A 21,519-nucleotide genomic window follows, 5' to 3' on the forward strand; every position below is an offset into this window, starting at 1 on the left:
GAAGGCCGAGAGCAGGATACAGAAAGGCCGGGCGATCACCCGGCCTCAGATTACTGACAAACCCTAGCTCCTTCCCTAACGTCATGCCTGTGCTTGGTCCACAGGCATCCAGCAGACGCGCGTCTGCGCGTCGAAAGACTCTGCTTATTCAGATCCTCAAGAATCTGGATCCCCGTGACAAGCACGGGGATGACGACGGAGGGGCGGCCATTCCACCCCGAACTGGCAATCTGAACGACTTTGTCAGCAGCCTGAGGCCGGGCGATCACCCGGCCTTTTGCGTTTCAATCCGAATGACGCCTACCAGCGCTGATGCACATGGGGGGCGATGCGGTTGCGATAGATCTCCGCCATGGCTTCCATCACTTCCGCACCGATCACCGGCAGGTCGGAGGCGGCCGCGTTCGCCTTGGCCTGTTCTGCATTGCGCGCGCCAGGGATGGCGACCGTGACGGCCTCATTCATGACGATCCAGCGCAGTGCAAAGGCCGCCATGCTTTCGCCGGCCGGTACATGTTTGCGGACTTCCTCGACGGCTTCGAGCGCGATATCGAAGGGAACGCCGGCAAAGGTCTCTCCAACATCGAAGGCGTCACCGGCGCGGTTGAAATTGCGGTGATCATCGGCGGCAAAGGCTGTGTCGCGGGTGATCTTGCCGGACAGCAGCCCGCTTGCAAGCGGCACGCGGGCGATGACGGCGATATTCTTCCGCTTCGCCTCCGGCAGAAACAGTGACGCCGGGCGTTGACGGAAGATATTGTAGATGATCTGCACGCTTTCAACGCCGGGAAATTCGATCGCCTTCAGTGCTTCTTCGACCTTTTCGACGCTGACACCATAATGGGCGATCTTGCCCTTGGCCTTGATCCGGTCGAGCGCAGCGAAGGTTTCCGGCTGATAGAAGGCCTCGGTCGGCGGGCAGTGAAGCTGCACGAGATCCAGGCATTCAAGTCGCAGGTTTTTCAGGCTGCGATCGATGAAGGCTTCGAGATTTTCGAAATTATAGCCTTCTGCCACATGCGGATCGAGCCGGCGCCCGGCCTTGGTCGCAACGAAGGGGCGTGCGCCGCCGCGTTCCGCCAGCACATCGGCAATGATCTTTTCCGAACGGCCGTCGCCATAGACATCGGCGGTGTCAACGAAATTGATGCCCGAATCAAGGGCGGCATTCAGCGCCTTTCGGCCATCTTCCTCGCTGACCGAGCCCCAGGAGCCGCCAATCTGCCAGGCGCCGAAGCCGATATTGGAAACCGGACGGCCGATGCGGCCGAAACTGTGATAATGCATCCTCTCCTCCATGGTGGGACCGGGGCCGGGACGGCCGCCTTCTAAAAAGCGCGTGGAACCTGCGCTTTTGGCTTGAAGTTGTCTCGGATGATCTTTTACCCCTCCATAGGCGAGGAGAAAAGCGAGGGACGCAAAACTTGGCCCGATTTCGTTTCATTCATGCAGCTGATCTGCATCTTGGTAGCCCGCTGTCGGGACTGGCCCTGAAGGACGAAGCGCTGGCCAGGCGCTTTGCCGAGGCCTCGCGTGATGCCTTTACCGGCCTGATCGACGCAGCGCTTGCCGAAAAGGTCGATTTTCTGCTGATCGCTGGCGATATCTATGATGGTGCCTGGAAGGACAATCGCATTGGCCTGTTCTTCAATCGTGAAATCGCCAGGCTTGATCGTGCCGATATTCCGGTTTTCATTTTGCGCGGCAATCATGATGCTGAAAGCGTCGTGACGCGAACAATCACCATGCCCGAAAATGTCCGCGAATTTTCCGTCAAGGCGCCGGAAACGATGCGGATCGATACGCTGAAGGTCGCGATCCACGGGCAGGGGTTTGCAACGCGCTCGGTCAACGACAATCTCGCTGCCAGCTATCCGCCCGCCATGCCCGGCTGGTTCAATATCGGCATGCTGCATACGTCACTTTCCGGCCGTCCGCCGCATGCCCCTTACGCGCCCTGCACGGTGGATGACCTTCTGGCGCGCGGTTATGATTACTGGGCGCTCGGTCATGTCCATGCCTATGAGCAGGTGGTGGACATGCCACCAGTGATCTATCCGGGCAATATTCAGGGGCGCAGTATACGCGAGACTGGCGAAAAAGGCGTGGTTCTGGTGACGGTGGACGAAGGCGAGGTCCGCCATCGGCGGCTGATCCTCGACCGGGCCCGATTTGAACGGGCAACCGTCAATGTGACCCCGCAAATGGGCGAGGACGACATTTTCGCTGCGATTGAAGCGCGTGCGGCGAACTATGCCGAAACAGCCGGAGAACGTCCCGTCGCTCTGCGTCTGGTGTTGAGCGGCACATATCAGCAGGCCGGCCGCATGATCGCCGAACGGCAGCAGTGGCATGATGAGGCGGAAGCGGCCCTGCAGCGCAGCCATGGTGATCTGTGGCTGGAAAAACTGGAATTCGATCTTGAAACACCCGAAGTGGCGCGTCCGGTCATCGCCGATGCCGAGGCGGCGGTGGATTTTCGCGCACTGATCGAGGCTGTTGCCGGTTCACCTGAATTTGCAGCACAAGCCGGGGCGCTGGCAGATGAGATCCGCGCGCGGCTTCCTGCTTCCGTGTCGGATGAAACTGTGTTTCCGGGCGGAGATCTGGCCCGCTTGCTGGCCGAGGCCGAGCGCCTGCTCTTTGCCCGGCTCGATATGGCGGAGGAAAGCTGATGCGGTTCCTTTCGCTCGATCTCCTGCGCTATGGCTCCTTTACGGCGCGTAGCATCGCCTTCAGGCCGGACGCCGCGCTTCATATCGTCTACGGGCCCAACGAGGCCGGGAAGTCGTCCACGCTGTCGGCGCTTTCGGATCTTCTGTTTGGTTTTCCCGAGCGCGACGTGCGTTACGATTTCCTGCATGATGCACGCGACTTGCGGCTTGGGGCGGCGCTTGAGGCTCGCAATGGCGACACGCTCGGCTTCCGCCGGCGCAAGGGGCGCAAAAACACGCTTTTGATGGCGAATGAGAAGGAAACGCCGCTCAATGACGATGCGCTTTCGCCCTATCTCGGCAATCTGACACGGGATGTTTTCGAACGCGCTTTTGGTCTCGATTCGCAGCGTCTGAGGGCTGGTGGCGATGCCATGCTGGCCGATGGCGGCGAGATTGGCAGCCTGCTGTTTTCGGCGGCTTCCGGTCTGAAGGGGCTGCGCAGCGTCGGTCGCGGACTGAGCGATGCTGCGGGACAGATTTTCGAGCCCAACGGGCGGACCCGCCGGATCAACCAGATCCGCAAGGCCTATGACGAGGCGGGAAAACGCGAACGTGAGATCGGCCTAAAGGCATCGGACTGGGAGAAGATCAATCGTGAGGTCCGGGATAATGCCGAGGCCCTCGATCGGCTGGATGATGCGCAGAAAGAGGCTGACAGGGCGTTGCAGGCCCTTCGGCAGATGGAGCGCCTGCGCGCCGTTGTTGAAGATATTGACCGGCTTGAGCGCGATCTTGCCGGGTTTGATGATCTGGCGCCCGTCTCTGTCGACATGGCCCGGCGCATCATGGTGCTTGCCGGTGAGATTGATGAGAATGCCGGCATGCTGGCGGAACGCCGTCAGGAGGTTGAAGCCTGTCGCGAACGGCTGCAATTGCTGCAAGTCGACAAGGCGTTGCTTGCCCATGGTGGCGAGATTGATGCGCTGGCACTCGACGAAGCGGTCTATCGTCAGGCGGTCGAGGATCTTGGCGAGATCGAACAGCATCTGCTGCAGTCAGAGGCGCGGCTTGCCGAAAGTGCGCGGCGGATCGGCGAGGCCAATGCATCGACATTGCCGCGTCGCGTGGCTGACGATATGGCACTGGCACGGCTGGCGCAGACCTTGCGCGAAGGCAAGGAGCTTACCGGTAACAGCAGGCGCAATGGTGAGGACCTTTTGCGGACGCGCGAGCGTCTCAGCCAGTTGGAGGCGGATGCGCCCGGCGAGCGGATAATCGATCCGGCGCCGCTGCGGCAGCGCTTTGACAGCCTGCGCGATGATTTGCGGCAGGCGCTGGAAGTTGATCAGCTGGCCCAGACGCTGGCAAAGGACGAGCGTGATCTGGCTGACGAGGCCGCTGCGCTGCGCCCGGCGCTTGGCGCGGTCATGACCGTGTCACCTGCCGAACTGCCCGCCACCGAGGCGCTGGTGCAGGCCGAGCGTCGCTATCGCGAAGCCGATCAGGCGCTGCGTGAAGCCGAATCCGCCTTAAACAGGCTGCGCGCAGACAAGTCCGTGCTCGAAAGGCAGCTCACCGATATCGCCGGAGCGGATAATGTTCCAAGCCGCGCGATGCTGAGCGAGGCGCGCCAAACGCGCGACAGGATATGGCGGGATTTCACCGCGCAGCCTGATGATCAAAACCTCAGATATGACTTTGCCGATCACCTGTCTAAAACCGACAGGCTGGCCGATCAGTTGCTTGATGAGGCTGAGCGCGTTGCCATTCGAGAGGAAAAACTGCGCCAGATTGGCCGATTGGATATCGAGATCGAGAAATCGATCGCGCTCGTCCAGCGCTGCAAGGAGGAATTTGACGCTGTCGGCACGGCCATTGCCGGGCTGTTTTCCGGAATTGGCGCGGCACCCGAGCCGGGCGAAATCCTGGCTTGGCGTCAGGCGGTTGATCGTCTGTTGAAATGGCGGGCACAGTTGCGCACGGATCGCGACCGGCTTTGCGGGCTTTCGCGCGCGGCGGAGGGGCTGCGCAAGGCGCTGGCAGCGCTTTGTGAGACCATGCTGCTTTCTGGCGGTGACAGCCTGCCGCTTGGCGCCCTTGCGCGGCTTGTCGCCGAGCGGATCAAGGAAGTGGGAGATGATTTCGAGCGCCAGCGTGATCGCGAAAGCGCACTGAAGGCACTGCGTGGCGAGATTGACCGCTACGAGGCGGCAGGCGAGCGGCTGGGCACCTTGGAAGCCGCTTGGCGCGATGACTTTGCCGCTGCGCTTGCAGCTTGCCACCTTCCCGCCGACACCGTGATAGAAGGCGGTGAGGCGGCCCTTGATGTGCTGAAACATCTGCCGGCGCAGATTGAGGATCACGAACGCCTGACAGCGCGCAAGACCCGAAGCCTTGCAACGATCCAGCATTTTGACGGCCGCGCAGATGAGCTTGCAAAAGCCTGTGACCCGGCGCTTCTGGCTGGCCATCCGCTCACCATCGCAGCTGCGCTTGCCAAACGGCTTGCTGAGAACCGCGCAGCCGAGGAACGTCTCAGATCCGGCCATGAGCAGGAACGCAGCCTGGCGGCCAAGGTTGAGACGCTGCGAGCGCAAGAGGCTGTGTTGAAGGCGGAATTTTCGACCCTGATCGCAGCCCTTGAGGAGGGCGTTGCCGAAAATGATCTCGTCGCCAGGCTGGAACACCGGGCCGCCCTTGTCGACAAGCTTTCCGGCGAGCGACGCCACTTTACCGCGATTGCCGGCGATGCGGATGAAGTCACAATCCGTGCCGCCATCGCCGAGAAGGACGCTGATACCACGGCGCGCGAGATTGCCGGAGGTGAGGCCGATCTCGCCGATCTCAGGCGGCGTTGGGACGGGCTGATCGAGGAGCGCTCACTGCTGCGCCAGCGCCGTGACGCACTGACAGATGGCGAAAGCGCGGAAATGGCGGCATTCATTCGGGTGTCGGCAGAGACGGAGGCGCTGGAGGCAGCACGTGAATGGCTGGTGACAAAGATGGCCGCAGAGTTGCTGGAGCGTGCCTCTGAACGTTATCGCCAAAGCCGCGCCGATCCGGTGATAAGTGCGGCAGGGCGTCATTTTGCGACGCTGACCTGTGATGCGTTTTCCGGTCTCGGGCAAAGCTTTGACGATCAGGACAACACGATCGTGACGGCGATCCGCGTCGATGGTTCTGAGGTCGGGATTGCGGGGCTGAGCGATGGTACGCGCGATCAGCTTTATCTGGCGTTGCGGCTGGCCTTTGTCGAGGATTATGCCCTGCGCAACGAGCCGTCGCCGCTGATCGTCGACGATATTTTCCAGACCTTTGACGATCAGCGCAGTCTGGCGGGGTTGAGAACCCTTGCCGGGCTTGGCGGCGTGCAGACGGTTCTCTTTACCCATGAACGTGCCCTGGTCGACATGGCCGAGGCGGCGTTGGGCGGAACCGTTGATACGATCCTGTTGTAACGGTGGTCTACCGCCGCGGGTTGGCGGGGCCACGAAAGCCCCGCATGATAGACGGACAGGCTCAGAGCGACGCGCGGATTTTCTCGGCATGGGCCGCAAGCACGGCACTGTCTTCCATCTTGTCGTGATGGCGCTTCAGTTCGACGCCTTCATGGCGCGGAATGACATGGAAATGCAGGTGAAACACCGTCTGTCCGGCTGCTGGCTCATTGAACTGGCAGACGAATACGCCGTCTGCTTCAAAGGCCTTCTTCACCGCGACCGCGATTTTCTGGACGGTCGGGATGATGGCTGACAGCACTGCCGGATCGGCATCGAGAATGTTGCGGGATGGCGCGCGCGGGATCACCAGGACATGGCCGGGCGCCTGCGGCATCACATCCATCACCGCGATGGCATGCTCATCCTCATAGACGCGGACGGAAGGGATATCGCCCTTCAGGATCAGGGCAAAGATATTGCTGTCGTCATAGGCTTGTGTCGTCACGGTGTCCTCCAAATCTGCGGTCAGTCCGCATCGGTTTTTCTGAATGGCGAATGTTCGGAAAGATAGGCATTTGTCTCCGCCACGCCTTCGCGTTCATGTTCAAGATATTCGGCGATGGCACGGCGCAGCCCCTCATGGGCGATATAGTGGGCCGAATGGGTGGTGACGGGCAGATAGCCACGCGCCAACTTGTGTTCGCCCTGGGCGCCGGCTTCGACCCGCTTGAGACCGCGGGCAATGGCGAAATCGATCGCCTGATGATAGCAGACCTCGAAATGCAGAAAGGGATGATCCTCGATACAGCCCCAGTGGCGGCCGAACAGCGCATCGGAGCCGATGAAATTGATCGCGCCGGCGATATAGCGGCCATCCCGCTTTGCCATCACCAGAAGAATATCGTCGGCCATGCGCTCGCCGATCAGTGAGTAAAAAGCGCGGGTGAGATAGGGGCGGCCCCATTTGCGGCTGCCGGTATCCATGTAGAAGGCGAAGAACTGATCCCATATATCTTCGGTCAGATCTGATCCTGTCAGCCATTCAATGGTGATGCCGTTTTCAAGCGCGGCGCGACGCTCCTTGCGCAGCGTTTTGCGTTTGCGCGAGGCAAGTGTTTCGAGAAATTCTTCGTGACTGGCATAACCTTCGTTGTGAAAATGGAACTGCTGATCGGTGCGGTGAAGATATTCAGCGTCCTCGTAAATGCCGATTTCCTCTTCCGGCACAAAGGTGACATGCGCCGATGAAACGCCTAGCCTGCGGGTGACCTCCTTCAGAGAATCAGCCAGAAGCGCCTGACCCGCGCTGCGGTTGATGCCATCGGCAATCAGAAGATGGGGCGCGGTGGCGGGCGTGAAGGGCAGGGAGGCCTGCAATTTCGGGTAATAGCGTCCGCCCGCGCGTTCAAAGGCATCGGCCCAGCCATGGTCGAAGACATATTCGCCCTGGCTGTGGTTCTTCAGATAGCAGGGAAGCGCGCCAACCAGCGTCCCACCTTCCGTCTCCAGCAGCAGATGATGACCAAGCCATCCGGTATCGGCGGTCGCCGAACCTGATTCTTCAAGGGCCGATAGAAACGCGTGCGACAGAAAGGGATTGTAAGGCGCCGCACCGCCGCGTGTGACATGCGGCAGCGCCGCCCACTGTTCCGGTGCTATGTTGGCAAACGCGTTTTCGATACGGATTTGCAGGTTTTCGCTCAAAATCGTCTCGTGACTGAAGCCGATCCGGGTGATGCGCGGGGCGCAACCGGCCCGGATCTGCGTGATGAAGGGACGTCAGACGCGCGGATCAAAGCCCTCAAAGGTCATCTGATCGGCGTTGGCAAAAGTGATGTCTCGTGCGCGCTCGTCGCGGACGGTCCAGGTGATGATGGTCTTGCCATCCGCCTTGAGGCCGGAGATGAACGCATTGGGGAGATGATCATAATAATAGGAGACAAAATCAAGACCGATCGACACGGCCTTGCGATGCGCGTCGAAGGCTTCTTCGGTGTCACCCATCGCGGTCAGCCCCAGCGGCCTGGGCGCACCGGCGCTTTTGAGGTCACGCAGGAGCTGGGCGTCAAAACTCATCAGGGCGACCGGCCCCTTGTAGCCAGCCAGGCAATCAAGCACGGCCGTGGCGAAGAGCGGGTTATGGCTGGGCGCCGTTTTCAGCTCTACGACCAGCGGAACACGGCCATCTGTCAGCGCCAGCAGATCGGTGAAACTTGGAATGGTCGCGTCCGTGGTGCCGATCTTGATGGTGGCAAGGCGTTCCGCCGTCTCATTCTCGGGAACGAGATCAAGACCGCAGAGGCGTTTCAGATCATCGTCATGAAACACCATGGGAATGCCGTCTGCGGAAAGATGCAGATCGCATTCAATGGCGAAACCGGCATCGATCGCACGCTTGAAGGCGGGGAGAGAATTCTCCCACACCGCCTTGTTCATGTCGTGATAACCGCGATGCGCAATCGGCTGGGCGGTCAGGAAGGGAAATTCGCTCACAGCGAAATCTCCAGCACGGCATCGATTTCGACGGCGGCATTGAGCGGCAGCGAAGCCATGCCAACGGCGGCACGCGCATGCTTGCCGGCATCGCCGAAGACATCACCGAACAGGTTCGACGCGGCGTTGATGACGAGGTGCTGATCGGTGAAATCCGGGGTCGATGCAACGAAGCCGTTGAGCTTGAGGACACGGACGACGCGCGACAGATCGCCGCCGAGCGCCGCATTGGCCTGGGCCATGAGATTGATGGCTGAGGCCCGCGCGGCCCGCTGGCCGTCCTCAAGCGATACGGTATCACCGAGCCGGCCGGAGGCGACCATGACGCCGTTTTCGGTCGGCAGCTGGCCTGAAATGATGAGTTGGTTGCCCGAAATGACAAAAGGTACATAGTTCGCAGCAGGTGCTGCGGGTGAGGGAAGCGTGATTGAAAGGGCTTTCAGACGTTCGTCAATGGAACTTGCAGTCATGTCACACCTGATGGTCTTGTATGAAAAATGAAAGAGAATTGGCAGAGCCTAGGCTTTTCTATACGATCATTTCTCAAAGCCAAGGGGAGTTTGCCAATGCGGGCCGTTGCCGCCGTTAAAACCATAACCCTTTCTGTTGGCCTGGGTGTGACAGCCCTGCCGTCAGCCGGAATGGCTGCAGCGCTCGCACCTCACCGCGCAATCTACGATCTTTCGCTGGAATGGGCTTCCAAACAGTCGGGCATCGAAGGGATTGACGGGCGATTCGTCTATGAATTTACTGGCGGTCTCTGTTCCGGCTACATCACCAATATGCGCATGGTGACCGATATTCTGAAGGAATTCGAGACGGTCAATTCCGACCAGAGCTCGTCCAGCTTTGAAGATCTGGGCGCGGGCACGTTTTCATTTTCGTCCAAAGTGTTCTCCAACGCCGATCTGCAGTCGGAGCGCAAGGGTGAGGCCGTTCGCCAGAGCGACAAGGCGATTGATGTGACGGTGCAGGACGGCGACGGCGCGACGCTGCCGGAAGCGGAGTTTCCGACCGAATATATGGAAGGCATCATCAGGGCGGCTGCAAACGGAAAATCGGTCTATCAGGCCCGCACGTTCGATGGGTCGGGCAATGAGATCATGCTGGCGGTGACGATGATCGGCCATGCCGTGGACGTGCCGAAAGCCGCTGACCTGAAAACCGTGAGCGCGCCGCGTGAACGCGCCTGGCCGGTGACCACCGCCTATTATCCGACCGGCGCTGCGACAAGTGATGAGATGCCAAGCTACACGATGTCGATGCTGCTTGGCGAAGATGGCATCAGCCACGATCTGCTGATGGATTTCGGCGATTTCCGCATCTCGGCCGAGATGACGGCGCTTGATCTTTTGCAGCCGGTTGCCTGCACGGCAAAGAAAGACGGCTGAGAGAAACAGCCCTTGAAATGCATTTTCGCAGGTAACGTTGCGAAAATGCACGCTTTCGCCTTGCATTTCACGATGAAAACAGGTATCGGCCAGCCATTCCACACGCAGGCTTTGGGATCTTCCGGGAGAAATCCGGCTGGTTCCGCCGGTGATGACCGTTCTTAAGGGCGTTCATTCATGGGCTTGCGGAGGTTAAACCGGAAAAGGAGAAAAGGCATGGCATTGCCTGATTTTACCATGCGCCAGCTGCTTGAGGCAGGTGTGCATTTTGGTCACCAGACCCACCGCTGGAACCCGAAGATGAAGCCGTTCATCTTTGGCGAACGCAACAACATTCACATCATGGACCTGGCCCAGACCGTTCCGATGCTGAGCCGTGCGCTGCAGGTCGTATCCGACACTGTTGCCCGCAATGGCCGCGTTCTGATGGTTGGCACCAAGCGCCAGGCTTCCGAAATCATCGCCGACAGCGCCCAGCGTTCGGCCCAGTATTACGTCAACTCCCGCTGGCTCGGCGGCATGCTGACCAACTGGCGCACGATTTCGAACTCGATCCAGCGCCTGCGCAAGCTCGACGAGATCCTGTCCAACGAAGCCCAGGGCTTCACCAAGAAGGAACGCCTCAACCTGGAGCGCGAGCGTGAAAAGCTCGACCGTGCTCTTGGTGGTATCCGCGATATGGGCGGCGTTCCCGACCTGATCTTCATCATCGACACCAACAAGGAAAAGATCGCGATCGAAGAAGCCAAGCGTCTTGGCATTCCGGTCGTGGCCGTTGTTGACTCGAACTGCGACCCGGACGAAGTCGATTACCCGATCCCCGGCAATGATGACGCCTCGCGCGCCATCTCGCTTTATTGCGACCTGATCTCGCGCGCTGCCATTGACGGTATCGCCCGCCAGCAGGGTGCAGCAGGCATCGATCTCGGCGCTGCCATTGAAACGCCGGTTGAGCCGGCTCTCGATGACGCTGCCGGCGACGAAGCCGAAGGCAAGGCCGAGTAAGGCTGAAATGATGATGCGACCGTGCTTTTGTGCGGTCGCCTTTCCTCCCGATTGTGGAGATGTGGTGGCTCGGAGCCGATGCGCGAAGAGCCATGGTGATGCAAAGGCCGCAAGCGGACTTTCATCGGTTTTCGACTGCCTGAGCGCGCGCATGGCGCAGGTTGCAGGTGGTGACGGTGGTGTTTCATCACCCTGTCACAGTTAAGGGTACATTTCGTTGCCCAAATGCGGCGCTGGCCTGACGGTGCTGCGCTTTAAGCGAATGGACAAGAGGCAAGATATGAGCACGATTACGGCTGCTATGGTGAAAGAGCTGCGCGAAAAGACCGGCGCAGGCATGATGGATTGCAAAAAGGCTCTGGCCGAAACCGACGGCGATATGGAAGTCGCGATCGACTGGCTTCGCGCCAAGGGCATCGCCAAGGCCGACAAGAAGTCCGGCCGTACCGCTGCCGAGGGTCTTGTCGGTATCGCCAGCAACGGCAAGGACGCCATTGTTGTCGAGGTTAACTCCGAGACAGACTTCGTTGCCCGCAATGACGCTTTCCAGGAACTGGTTTCCGGTATCGCTAATGTTGCCCTCGAAACGGATGGTTCCGCTGAAGGTATTGCCGCTGCGACCTATGCCAAGACCGGCAAGTCCGTCGATGAGAGCATCAAGGACGCTGTTGCCACCATCGGTGAGAACATGCATCTGCGTCGCGCTATCAAGCTTTCTGTCGGTGATGGTGTTGTTGCGACCTATGTTCATAACTCCGTTTCGGAAGGTCTTGGCAAACTCGGTGTTCTCGTTGCGCTCGAATCGACCGGCGACAAGGATGCCCTGCTTGCTATCGGCCGTCAGATTGCCATGCATGTTGCAGCCACCAACCCGCTGGCGGTTACGCCGGATGACGTTGACGCCGAAATCGCAGGCCGCGAGCGTGCCGTGTTCCTGGAACAGGCCAAGGAATCGGGCAAGCCGGCCGAGATCGCTGAAAAGATGGTAGAAGGCCGCATGCGCAAGTTCTTCCAGGAAGTCGCACTTCTGTCGCAGGCTTTCGTCATCAATCCCGACCTGACGGTTGCAGCAGCGGTCAAGGAAGCGGAGAAGGAAGTCGGTGCACCGATCAAGGTTGCCGCGATTGCCCGCCTTGCTCTTGGCGAGGGCGTCGAGAAGGAAGAAAGCGACTTCGCAGCAGAGGTTGCGGCGACAGCCAAGGGCTGATCGCGCTTTGGATCTGCAAAACCGAAGGGCACCGCGTGACAATGCGGTGCCCTTCGTGTATCCGGGTTTTATTGCTGTTCGGGAGTGGATTTTTGGCCAAACCTATTTTTAGTCGTGTTCTTCTGAAAGTTTCCGGCGAAGCTTTGATGGGCAATCAGGGGTTCGGCATCGATGTTGCGATTGCGGACAGGATTGCTGCCGATATTGCCGAAGTGCGGGCGATGGGCGTCGAGATCGGTCTGGTGGTCGGTGGTGGGAATATTTTCCGCGGCGTTGCCGTAGCATTGAAGGGTGGCGACCGGGTAACCGGCGATCATATGGGCATGCTTGCGACTGTCATCAACGCACTGGCGCTGGCCACTTCGCTGCGCAAAATCGGTATTGATACGGTTGTCCTTTCGGCGATTGCCATGCCGGAGATCTGCGAATCCTTTTCGCAGCGTGCGGGGCTTGCGCATCTTGCCTCGGGGCGGGTGGTGATTTTTGCCGGCGGTACCGGCAATCCCTTCTTTACGACCGACTCGGCCGCCGCTCTCAGGGCTGCAGAGATGGGCGCCGAGGCGATCTTCAAGGGAACGCAGGTTGATGGTATCTATTCAGCCGATCCGAAGAAGGATCCCGATGCAGTGCGCTTCGACGCGATCAGCCATGCCGAGGTTCTCGAACGCGGACTGCAGGTCATGGATGTTGCTGCGGTTGCGATTGCGCGTGAAAACAATATACCGATCGTCGTCTTCTCGATTCACGAAAAGGGCGGTTTTGGACAGATCATGACGGGCAACGGCTTGAAGACGATCGTCGCCGACGTCTGAAATGGAACGGAGGTACGTGCCGGGCACCTTGAGAGGAAAGCCCCGCGTGCTGGAACGGGAGAAAATATATGAGTGACGCAAACGATCTCAGTGAACTGAGCCGTCGGATGGATGGCGCTGTCAGTTCTTTCATCAGCGATATCAATTCGCTTCGCACCGGTCGCGCTTCGGCGAATATTCTCGATCCTGTCATGGTCGAGGCCTATGGATCGCGCGTGCCGCTGAACCAGGTCGGCAACATCACCGTGCCGGAGCCGCGCATGCTCTCGGTCAATATCTGGGACAAGTCGATGGTGAACGCCGCAGATCGCGCGATTCGCGAATCGCATCTCGGCCTGAACCCGATCATGGACGGCCAGACATTGCGCATTCCGCTGCCCGAGCTTAACGAAGAGCGTCGCCGGTCTCTGGTCAAAGTTGCCCACGAATATGCTGAAAAGGCACGTGTTTCCGTGCGGCATGTTCGGCGTGATGGCATGGATGACCTCAAAAAAGCTGAAAAAAACGGTGATCTCGGTCAGGATGAGAGCCGCGCGCTCTCTGACAGGGTTCAGCAGCTCACCGATGCGGCTATTTCGCGGGTGGATGAATTGCTTGCTGACAAAGAAAAGGAAATCATGCAGGTTTAGCCCTCCTTTGGTCTGTAGTGTCGAGTGTTCGAATGACAAAGTATCCCAATGATACGGTGCCTGAACACGTAGCCATCATCATGGATGGCAACGGACGGTGGGCCAATGGGCGTGGTTTCAAGCGCATCATAGGGCACCGGAAAGGCGTCGATGCGGTGAAGGTGGCTGTCGAATCCGCTCGGGATGCAGGCGTTGGCTACTTGTCCCTGTTTGCGTTTTCATCGGAAAACTGGAAACGGCCGAAAGATGAGGTTGATAGCCTCATGGGGCTGATCACGGTTTTTATTCGGCGTGAGCTTGCCAATTATCACCGTCAGAACATCCGTTTTCGCATGATCGGCGATAAGTCCGGCCTTTCGGACGTGGTCGTGTCAGCGCTGGACGACGCTGAGGAGATGACACGGAATAATACCGGGCTGACGGTGATCGTTGCTGTCAATTACGGCGGGCGCGCAGAGATTGCCCGCGCTGTTAAGGCGATTGCCGAAGACGTGGCTGCAGGGCGCCTGAAGGCGGAGGACGTCGGCGAGGACGCGATTGCGGCCAGGCTTGATACGTTCGGTATCCCTGATCCCGATCTGATCATCCGTACCAGCGGTGAGCAGCGTCTTTCCAATTTCATGCTCTGGCAGGCGGCTTATTCCGAATTCCTGTTTCTGCCGTGCCTCTGGCCGGATTTTTCGAGAGAGACCTTCTTGTCAGCGCTGGAAACCTATGCCCGGCGTGACCGGCGTTTTGGTAGTGTTGTCGAGCAGGCGGCATTGACGGGTATCTGATGCAGCGTGAACTGAAACTTCGGATCCTTTCCGGGATCGTTATGGCCGTGGTCGTGCTGGCTGCCGCGTGGCTTGGTGGGCTGTCCTTCAGGCTGCTTTCGGTCCTGATCGGCTTGCTTGCCTATTATGAGTGGTCAACCATGGCTGGCGGCAGCAATGGGCGGCTCCGCCCCGAATTTCTGATCGGCTGGGCAGGCTTGCTGATGGTCAGTGCGCTCGTTTTATCGAATGTCTACGTTCCCGCATTGCTGGCGCTGTGTGTCGCTGGCGTCGTTTTGGCGACAGGTGTCGTCGGCCGCACGCAACACCGTTGGGCTGCGGGCGGACTGATCTATTCCGGTCTCATCGCCATTGCATTGGCCTCATTGCGTGGCGAAGGGCAGGGTGGCCTGTTTGCGCTGCTGTTTCTGTTTGCCGTGGTATGGACGACGGATATCGCGGCTTATTTCGTCGGCCGTGCGATTGGCGGGCCAAAGCTGGCGCCTGCAATTTCACCGGGCAAAACCTGGTCTGGCGCGATTGGCGGGACATTGGGCGGTGTCGTGGCAGGACTTGCTGTCGTGCTGATCTCGCCTGGGGCTATCGGACCTGCATTCATCGGGCTCAGTCTTCTTCTTTCGGTCGTCAGCCAGATCGGTGATCTTGGTGAATCGGCCATGAAGCGTCATTTCGGCGTCAAGGATTCGAGCCACCTTATTCCCGGTCACGGCGGCGTTATGGACCGCGTGGATGGTCTCGCTGTTGCCGCTTTCGTGCTTTTTGCTGTGGCAGCGGTTCTGGCCGGGCTTCATGGCGGGACATCATTGCAGTCGGCGGGACATATGCTGTTCGGTGCTGATGCCGGGCTCCAGCAACCTGTGGGAACTGATTGATGGATCTGATTTTTACCAGTGTTATCGGGCGTATTGTCGCATTTATCGTGGCCGTCTCGTTCCTGGTCTTTTTTCACGAACTGGGGCACTATCTCGTCGCGCGCTGGTCTGGAATTCGCATTCTTGCCTTTTCGATCGGGTTCGGCCCCGAGATTTTCGGCCGGACTGACAAGCATGGAACGCGCTGGAAGGTGTCGGCAATTCCGCTTGGCGGCTATGTGCGCTTCTATGGTGATGAAGACGCTGCCAGCCAGCCTGATTTTCAGTCGCTTGCCGCGCTTTCGCCGGAAGAGCGGGAAAAGACCTTCAATGGCGCCAGATTGTGGAAACGTGCAGTGACGGCCGCGGCGGGACCGGTTGCCAACTTCCTGCTGGCGATCGCGATTTTTGCCATATTATTCTCGGTCTATGGCCGGCAGGTTGCTGACCCCGTGGTTGCGGAAGTGCAGCCCGACAGCCCGGCCGCGACGGCAGGCATTGTTGCTGGCGATGTGATGAAGGCGCTCGACGGGCATCCGGTGTCGACGTTTGATGATGTCAGCCGTTATGTCAGCGTCCGGCCCGAAACCCCCATTACTGTGACGGTTGATCGGGATGGCAAGCTGGTTGATATCAAGCTCGTACCTGAGCGCGTCGATATCAAGGATCAGTTCGGCAACAGCGTCGAGCTCGGCCGAATCGGTGTGGTCACCAATAGCCAGGCAGGCAACTTCCGGGTCCAGACCTATGGCCCGGTGGGGGCTGTCTGGCAGGGTGTGATACAATGCTGGCACATTGTTTCCGGTACCTATGATTACCTGGTCAGCGTATTTGCCGGCAGGATGGCGGCCGATCAGATCGGCGGGCCTGTGCGGGTGGCCGAGATGGCGGGGCAGATGGCATCGCTCGGCTTTGCAACATTCCTGAATTTTGCGGCTGTGCTCTCTGTATCCGTCGGTTTATTCAACCTTTTGCCGGTACCCATGCTGGACGGCGGCCATCTGCTGTTTTATGCGATTGAAGCCGTACGCGGCCGGCCGCTCTCGGAACGTTCGCAGGCCATCGCCTTCAGGATTGGGCTTGCGCTGGTCGTTTCACTGATGATTTTTGCCACCTGGAACGACACAATCGGCAGGATGACGGGATAATTATATTCAATTCATGGTTGCCATGATTTGTTTTTGCGATTAACGCTTGAGGCTCCTGTGTTTCAATGCGTGTCCTGCATCTGATTGCGACGTTGAAGCGCTTGCTCCGGAGACAAAGCTGTGCAAATCTGCGCTTGCGTTTGTCAGGGGACATGTTACGAACGGGTTAATGATGCGTAAACAGCCACTTGCGGGTTCTGGTTACGGTTCATTTACGATAAATCAAAGAGATAGTGGCGATTTGGCCACTCTTGCGGTGTATTAGGTATTTCTGGCACAAGGCATCTTGCGATCCGGGGCAGGTTCATTGCAAAAATGCTGATGAAAGTCTGGGCAGAGATTCTGAGCGAGTACAAAGGTAGATTTTAGCATGGCCGGTTCAAAGTTCTTGAACACAGTTTCTGGTGCGGCACTTTCCATAGCGTTGGCTGTTACCGGTGGAGTTGTCTCTGCCGTAGCCTTGCCGGGAGACGCACTGGCTGCCGTGGTCAGCAAGATCGTTGTCAACGGGACCGGTAACGCCGGTACTGATGCTGTCAAGTCGAAGCTCACCATCGTTCCCGGAAAGAGCTTCACTGATGCCGATATCAATCAGTCGATTCGCAATCTCTACAGCTCGGGATATTTTTCGGATGTGAGCATGTCGGTTTCCGGTTCGACGCTCGTGGTGAATGTTTCCGAGAATCAGATGATCAATCAGGTTGTCTTCAACGGCAACAAGAAGGTCAATGACGAGAAGCTGAAAGGTGTTGTCTCGCTGAAGTCGATGGGCCCCTATAATAAGGCCCAGGCAGAGCTTGACGCGCAGCACATCAAGGACGCCTATGCGCAGATCGGCCGGTCTGACGTTGAGGTGACGATTGATACTGCAACGGTTCAGGATAACCGCGTCAATGTTGCCTTCGTGATCAATGAGGGCGGACGTACCAAGACCAAGAAAATCATCTTCAATGGCAATTCTGCTTTTGCAGACGCCCGCCTTGCCGGTGTGATCGCGACGCGGAAGTCGACTCCTCTGTCCTTCCTGACGCGCGCTGACATCTACAATCCTGACAAAGTTCGTCACGATGAAGATCTGCTGAAGACCTTCTATAATAATCACGGCTATCCCGATTTCCTCGTTAAGTCGACGGATGTGGATTACGATGAGGATAGCAATAGCTACACGATCACCTTTAATCTCAGCGAGGGTGACAAATACACGTTTGGCGATGTGGCTATCGACAATACGGTTACCGGTGTCGACGTCGACAAACTGAAAAAGCAGATCAAAACCAAAGACGGCAAGGTTTATGATGCCGATTATATTCAGCAGTCTGCTGAATCGGTCACGGCCTCGGTGTCTTCTCAGGGGTATCCCTTCGCGCAGATCACGCCGCGGGGGACGCGTAATTTCACGGATAATACGGTTTCGCTGAAATATTCGATCGATCCCGGCCCGCATGCCTATATCGAGCGCATCGACATTGTCGGCAATACGCGTACGCGAGATTATGTCATTCGCCGCGAGTTCGACCTTGCCGAAGGCGATGCCTACAATATCGAGATGATCAATCGCGCCAAGCGTCGCCTTGAGGCTCTGGGCTATTTCAGCAATGTCGATGTGACGACCCGTCAGGGCTCGTCGCCTGACCGTGTCATCGTTACGGTAAACGTCACGGATGAGCCGACCGGTTCGTTCGCGATCGGCGCGGGCTATGATGCCGAGGGCGATTCGCTGGTCCTCGAACTCTCGGTTCAGGAAAAGAACTTCCTAGGCCGGGGTCAGTTTATTCGCGCATCGGTCGGTGCAGGTGCCGATAATTCGCAGATTTACAATTTCAATTTCACCGAGCCATATTTCCTTGGCTATCATATCGCGGCGGGTTTCGATCTGTATCGCGCCGTGTCGTCTTCCAACGACTATTATGATTACGCCGAGACGGCTGGTGATATTCGCTTTACAGCGCCGCTGACGAACAATCTGTCTTCGACCTTCCAGTATAATCTCCAGCACTTCGACTATACCGGTTCAGGCGACTGGGAGAACGACAGCAATCTTTCACCGATTTATCAGAATCTGATCACGAATGGACCGTGGACGGTTTCGTCGATTTCGCAGAGCTTCAATTATTCGGATATCGACAATCCACAGCTGCCGCGTGAAGGCACGCTGGCTGCCCTGACCAACGAATTCGCCGGCCTTGGCGGTGATTCGCACTACTACAAGATTTCGGGCAAGGCACGTGTTTATCAGATGCTGTCTGATGAGGCCGATATCATCGGCTCTCTGACGGTGCGGGGTGGCTATGTGGTGCCGACCGATGGAAACCTGAATGTGTTTGACCAATTTGTCATTGGTGGGAATGAAATTCGCGGTTTCAAGTCCAATGGTATCGGTCCGCGGACGACACAGGGTGACGCTCTGGGCGGCACCACTTATGCGACGGTTTCGGCTGAGGCTAACTTCCCGGTTCCGCTTATTCCTCAGGATATCAGCCTGCGTGGCGCGGCCTATGTCGATGCGGGTACGCTGTTCGGCAACAAGGTTGATACACAGGGGTATGATATCAATGGTACGACGGCTGCGATTCGTGCATCGGTTGGTATTGGCCTGATCTGGAACTCGCCCTTCGGTGATCTTCGCTTCGACTATGCTGTTCCTTTCATGAAACAAAGCTACGACGACGTCGAGAATTTCCGTTTCGGTATTGCAAACACGTTCTGATTTCGTCATCCAGAACCTGGATACTTTGTTCTGGAGCTTTGGCTGATGGAAAACACTAAATTCTTCGGCACGCGTAAGGCGGTTCGTCTCGGCGAACTGGCAGAGCGTGTCGGGGCTGAACTTGCCGACCAGTCTGCTGCTGAGCGGCTGGTCGAATCGGTTGCGCCTATCTATCGCGCTGGCGCTTATGATGTGTGCTATATACAATCACGCGGGGCGCTTGCGGAATTGGCAAGCTGTCACGCCGGTGGAATTTTCTGTCCGCCGGAATTGCAAGCTGCGATCCCTTCGGCGATCCCGGCACTGGTGTCGAAAAATCCGCAATTTGCTTTTGCGCGCGCTGCGGCATTGCTGTATCCGTCGGCCCTGCGCCCGCAGATGGCTGTGGAAAGTGATGAGCGCATTTCTCCTTTTGCATCAATTGATCCTACGGCCGTTCTTGAAGAAAGTGTCGAGGTCGGTCCGTATGCGGTGATCGGTGCACGCGCACAGATCGGGCGTGGGTCGTCGATCCAGAGCGGGGCGGTTATCGGTGCGGATGTGAAGATAGGCCGCAACACGACGGTTAGCGCCAATGCGACGGTTTTTTACGCTTTGATTGGCAATGACGTCATCTTGCATCCCGGCGTGCGCATTGGGCAGGATGGGTTCGGCTATTCTGGCTCGCCAACCGGGCTTTTCAAGATCGTTCAGACGGGCCGTGTCATCATCCAGGACAGAGTCGAGATCGGTGCCAACACGACGATTGATCGCGGCGCGATGGACGACACGGTGATTGGTGAGGGCTCCAAGATCGATAATCTGGTGCAGATTGGTCACAATGTTCGCATTGGCCGGCATTGCGGTGTGGTCAGCCAGGTCGGCATTGCCGGCAGCACGGAAATTGGTGACGGTGTCATGATCGGCGGTCAGGTCGGTATTAACGGGCATATCCGTATCGGAAATGGCGTTCAGATTGCAGCCAAGAGCGGCGTATTTACAGATGTGGAAGCGGGAAGGCGCATTGGCGGCATACCTGCAATCTCGATCCGGGAACACTTGCGGCATATAGCTGAGACCATGGCGCGTTCTGCGCGCCGGGAGAGTAAGCGGGGAGAAAAGTAGCTTGACAGACGCAACGACTGAGACGCTGGGCGCCATGGAACTTCTTGAGATTATGAAGTTTCTTCCGCATCGCTATCCTTTTTTGCTGGTTGATCGCATTGTCGAAATTGACGGTGATCATAGTGCGGTTGGTATCAAGAATGTAACCGCCAATGAGCCGCATTTTACCGGGCACTTTCCTGAAATGCCGATTATGCCGGGTGTCCTGCTGGTCGAAGGAATGGCTCAGACTGCGGGCGCGATCTGCGCGCGCAGGGCTGGGGAGACCGGAAATCTCGTCTATTTCATGACCATCGACAATGCGCGGTTTCGCAAGCCGGTTGTGCCCGGGGATCAGGTGCGCTTCCATGTCGAAAAGCAGAAACAGCGCCGGAACGTCTGGAAGTTCCATTGCGAAGCCAAGGTTGATGGCCAGCTTGTTGCCGAAGCCGATATTGGCGCGATGATGGTGCATAAGGAAGAAGAATGAGTGCGATAGCCAGCTCGGCGCGGATTGACCCCCGGGCATGTGTGGAAGACGGCGCAGTGGTCGGGGAAAATGTCTCGATTGGTCCGTTTGCCTATGTCGGGCCGAAGGTTAGGCTCGGAGATGGTGTGACGCTGATGCATCACGCGGTGGTTTCGGGTGCGACGACGATCGGGCCGAACTCCAGCGTCTTTCCAATGGCGGTTATCGGCGGGGATCCGCAAAGCGTTCGCCATGATGGCAGTGAAACAACCCTTGATGTGGGGGCGAACTGCATCATGCGCGAGGGCGTGACCATGAACACGGGCTCTTCGCATGGCGGCTGCAAGACTGTTGTCGGCGACAACAATCTGTTCCTGGCCAATTCCCATGTCGGGCATGATTGCATTCTTGGCAGCCATATTATTCTGTCCAACAATGTCATGGTTGGCGGTCATGTCGAAATCGCTGATCGTGTGATTCTCAGCGGTGGTGCGGCTATCCATCAATTTGTCCGTATCGGGCGTCAGGCTTTTGTCGGCGGTCTTGCTGGTGTGGTGAATGATGTCGTCCCCTATGCAATGATCGTTGATAACCCGGCCTTCATGGGCGGGCTGAATGTTGTCGGCATGACGCGGTCGGGCATGGCGCGAGCTGATGTCCATGCTGTGCGTCGCGCCTACAAGGCGATTTTTGCCGATGGCCGGGTCAACGAGAATGCCAGCGCCATTCGTGCCGACTTTGAAGATTGTGCGCCGGCGCTTGAGTTGATTGATTTTGTTCTTGCGCGCGGTGAACGCGGTCTGACGACACCGGGCTCGCGGCGCAAGGGAAACGACGATTGATGGCGGGGC

Annotated in this window: 19 protein-coding genes; 14 read left to right on the forward strand and 5 right to left on the reverse strand. The window is 58.1% G+C overall.

The features are described 5' to 3' along the window. Positions 1-300 precede the first annotated feature (300 nt). Positions 301-1,287, reverse strand: coding sequence for an aldo/keto reductase (locus FJU08_RS00140; protein ID WP_141146950.1), 987 nt, complete (start codon positions 1,285-1,287; stop codon positions 301-303). A 137-nt stretch (positions 1,288-1,424) separates the two neighbouring features. Between FJU08_RS00140 and FJU08_RS00145 the strand changes: the two genes are divergently transcribed. Further along, positions 1,425-2,675: a metallophosphoesterase family protein gene (locus FJU08_RS00145; protein WP_141146951.1), complete on the forward strand. Its 1,251-nt coding sequence runs from the start codon at positions 1,425-1,427 to the stop codon at positions 2,673-2,675. Next, positions 2,675-6,115, forward strand: coding sequence for an ATP-binding protein (locus FJU08_RS00150; protein ID WP_141146952.1), 3,441 nt, complete (start codon positions 2,675-2,677; stop codon positions 6,113-6,115). The genes FJU08_RS00145 and FJU08_RS00150 overlap by 1 nt, the downstream gene beginning before the upstream one ends. A gap of 61 nt (positions 6,116-6,176) precedes the next feature. Here the strand turns inward: FJU08_RS00150 and FJU08_RS00155 are convergent, their stop codons facing one another. The 4 genes from FJU08_RS00155 to FJU08_RS00170 all read right to left on the reverse strand — a co-directional run bounded on the left by FJU08_RS00155 (position 6,177) and on the right by FJU08_RS00170 (position 9,060). Next, complete coding sequence (locus FJU08_RS00155; RefSeq protein WP_141146953.1) at positions 6,177-6,602, reverse strand: HIT family protein; 426 nt, start codon at positions 6,600-6,602, stop codon at positions 6,177-6,179. A gap of 20 nt (positions 6,603-6,622) precedes the next feature. After that, complete coding sequence (locus tag FJU08_RS00160; RefSeq protein ID WP_141146954.1) at positions 6,623-7,801, reverse strand: GNAT family N-acetyltransferase; 1,179 nt, start codon at positions 7,799-7,801, stop codon at positions 6,623-6,625. A gap of 75 nt (positions 7,802-7,876) precedes the next feature. Further along, complete coding sequence (locus FJU08_RS00165; RefSeq protein WP_141146955.1) at positions 7,877-8,590, reverse strand: glycerophosphodiester phosphodiesterase family protein; 714 nt, start codon at positions 8,588-8,590, stop codon at positions 7,877-7,879. Next, entirely contained in the window at positions 8,587-9,060 is a 474-nt protein-coding gene (locus tag FJU08_RS00170) for a RidA family protein (protein WP_141146956.1), read from the reverse strand. The genes FJU08_RS00165 and FJU08_RS00170 overlap by 4 nt, the downstream gene beginning before the upstream one ends. A 96-nt stretch (positions 9,061-9,156) precedes the next feature. On the opposite strand from FJU08_RS00170, the gene FJU08_RS00175 reads away from it, so the two are divergent. The 12 genes from FJU08_RS00175 (at position 9,157) to lpxA (ending at position 21,510) form a co-directional block, all read left to right on the forward strand. After that, positions 9,157-9,981: an EipB family protein gene (locus FJU08_RS00175; protein WP_181409692.1), complete on the forward strand. Its 825-nt coding sequence runs from the start codon at positions 9,157-9,159 to the stop codon at positions 9,979-9,981. 216 nt (positions 9,982-10,197) lie between these two features. Then, positions 10,198-10,986 (forward strand): 30S ribosomal protein S2, encoded by a 789-nt coding sequence (gene rpsB / locus FJU08_RS00180; protein WP_141146958.1) that lies wholly within the window; start codon positions 10,198-10,200, stop codon positions 10,984-10,986. 280 nt (positions 10,987-11,266) lie between these two features. After that, positions 11,267-12,193 (forward strand): translation elongation factor Ts, encoded by a 927-nt coding sequence (tsf, locus tag FJU08_RS00185; RefSeq protein ID WP_141146959.1) that lies wholly within the window; start codon positions 11,267-11,269, stop codon positions 12,191-12,193. Positions 12,194-12,234: 41 nt separating this feature from the next. Further along, a complete protein-coding gene (gene pyrH / locus FJU08_RS00190; protein WP_141146960.1) occupies positions 12,235-13,005 on the forward strand; it encodes a UMP kinase in 771 nt (256 codons plus the stop codon). A gap of 68 nt (positions 13,006-13,073) precedes the next feature. Further along, positions 13,074-13,634, forward strand: a complete 561-nt coding sequence (gene frr, locus FJU08_RS00195) for a ribosome recycling factor (protein ID WP_141146961.1) — start codon at positions 13,074-13,076, stop codon at positions 13,632-13,634. A gap of 32 nt (positions 13,635-13,666) precedes the next feature. Further along, positions 13,667-14,410 (forward strand): isoprenyl transferase, encoded by a 744-nt coding sequence (locus FJU08_RS00200; RefSeq protein WP_141146962.1) that lies wholly within the window; start codon positions 13,667-13,669, stop codon positions 14,408-14,410. Further along, on the forward strand, positions 14,410-15,282 hold the full coding sequence (locus FJU08_RS00205; protein ID WP_141146963.1) for a phosphatidate cytidylyltransferase: 873 nt from the start codon (positions 14,410-14,412) through the stop codon (positions 15,280-15,282). Before FJU08_RS00200 ends, FJU08_RS00205 begins: the two co-directional genes overlap by 1 nt. Further along, the gene (rseP, locus tag FJU08_RS00210) at positions 15,282-16,409 is read left to right on the forward strand and encodes an RIP metalloprotease RseP (RefSeq protein ID WP_141146964.1); all 1,128 of its coding nucleotides are present in this window, start codon (positions 15,282-15,284) and stop codon (positions 16,407-16,409) included. The genes FJU08_RS00205 and rseP overlap by 1 nt, the downstream gene beginning before the upstream one ends. Before the next feature lie 370 nt (positions 16,410-16,779). Next, a complete protein-coding gene (gene bamA / locus FJU08_RS00215; RefSeq protein ID WP_141146965.1) occupies positions 16,780-19,116 on the forward strand; it encodes an outer membrane protein assembly factor BamA in 2,337 nt (778 codons plus the stop codon). A 45-nt stretch (positions 19,117-19,161) separates the two neighbouring features. Then, positions 19,162-20,220, forward strand: coding sequence for a UDP-3-O-(3-hydroxymyristoyl)glucosamine N-acyltransferase (gene lpxD / locus FJU08_RS00220; protein ID WP_141146966.1), 1,059 nt, complete (start codon positions 19,162-19,164; stop codon positions 20,218-20,220). Positions 20,221-20,254: 34 nt separating this feature from the next. Next, complete coding sequence (fabZ, locus tag FJU08_RS00225; protein ID WP_141147573.1) at positions 20,255-20,689, forward strand: 3-hydroxyacyl-ACP dehydratase FabZ; 435 nt, start codon at positions 20,255-20,257, stop codon at positions 20,687-20,689. Beyond that, positions 20,686-21,510: an acyl-ACP--UDP-N-acetylglucosamine O-acyltransferase gene (gene lpxA / locus FJU08_RS00230; protein ID WP_141146967.1), complete on the forward strand. Its 825-nt coding sequence runs from the start codon at positions 20,686-20,688 to the stop codon at positions 21,508-21,510. Before fabZ ends, lpxA begins: the two co-directional genes overlap by 4 nt. The last annotated feature ends 9 nt before the right edge of the window (positions 21,511-21,519 follow it).

Origin of the sequence: Martelella alba, from assembly GCF_006516955.1 — a bacterium.
In the GTDB taxonomy this organism is placed as follows: Bacteria; Pseudomonadota; Alphaproteobacteria; order Rhizobiales; family Rhizobiaceae; genus Martelella; species Martelella alba.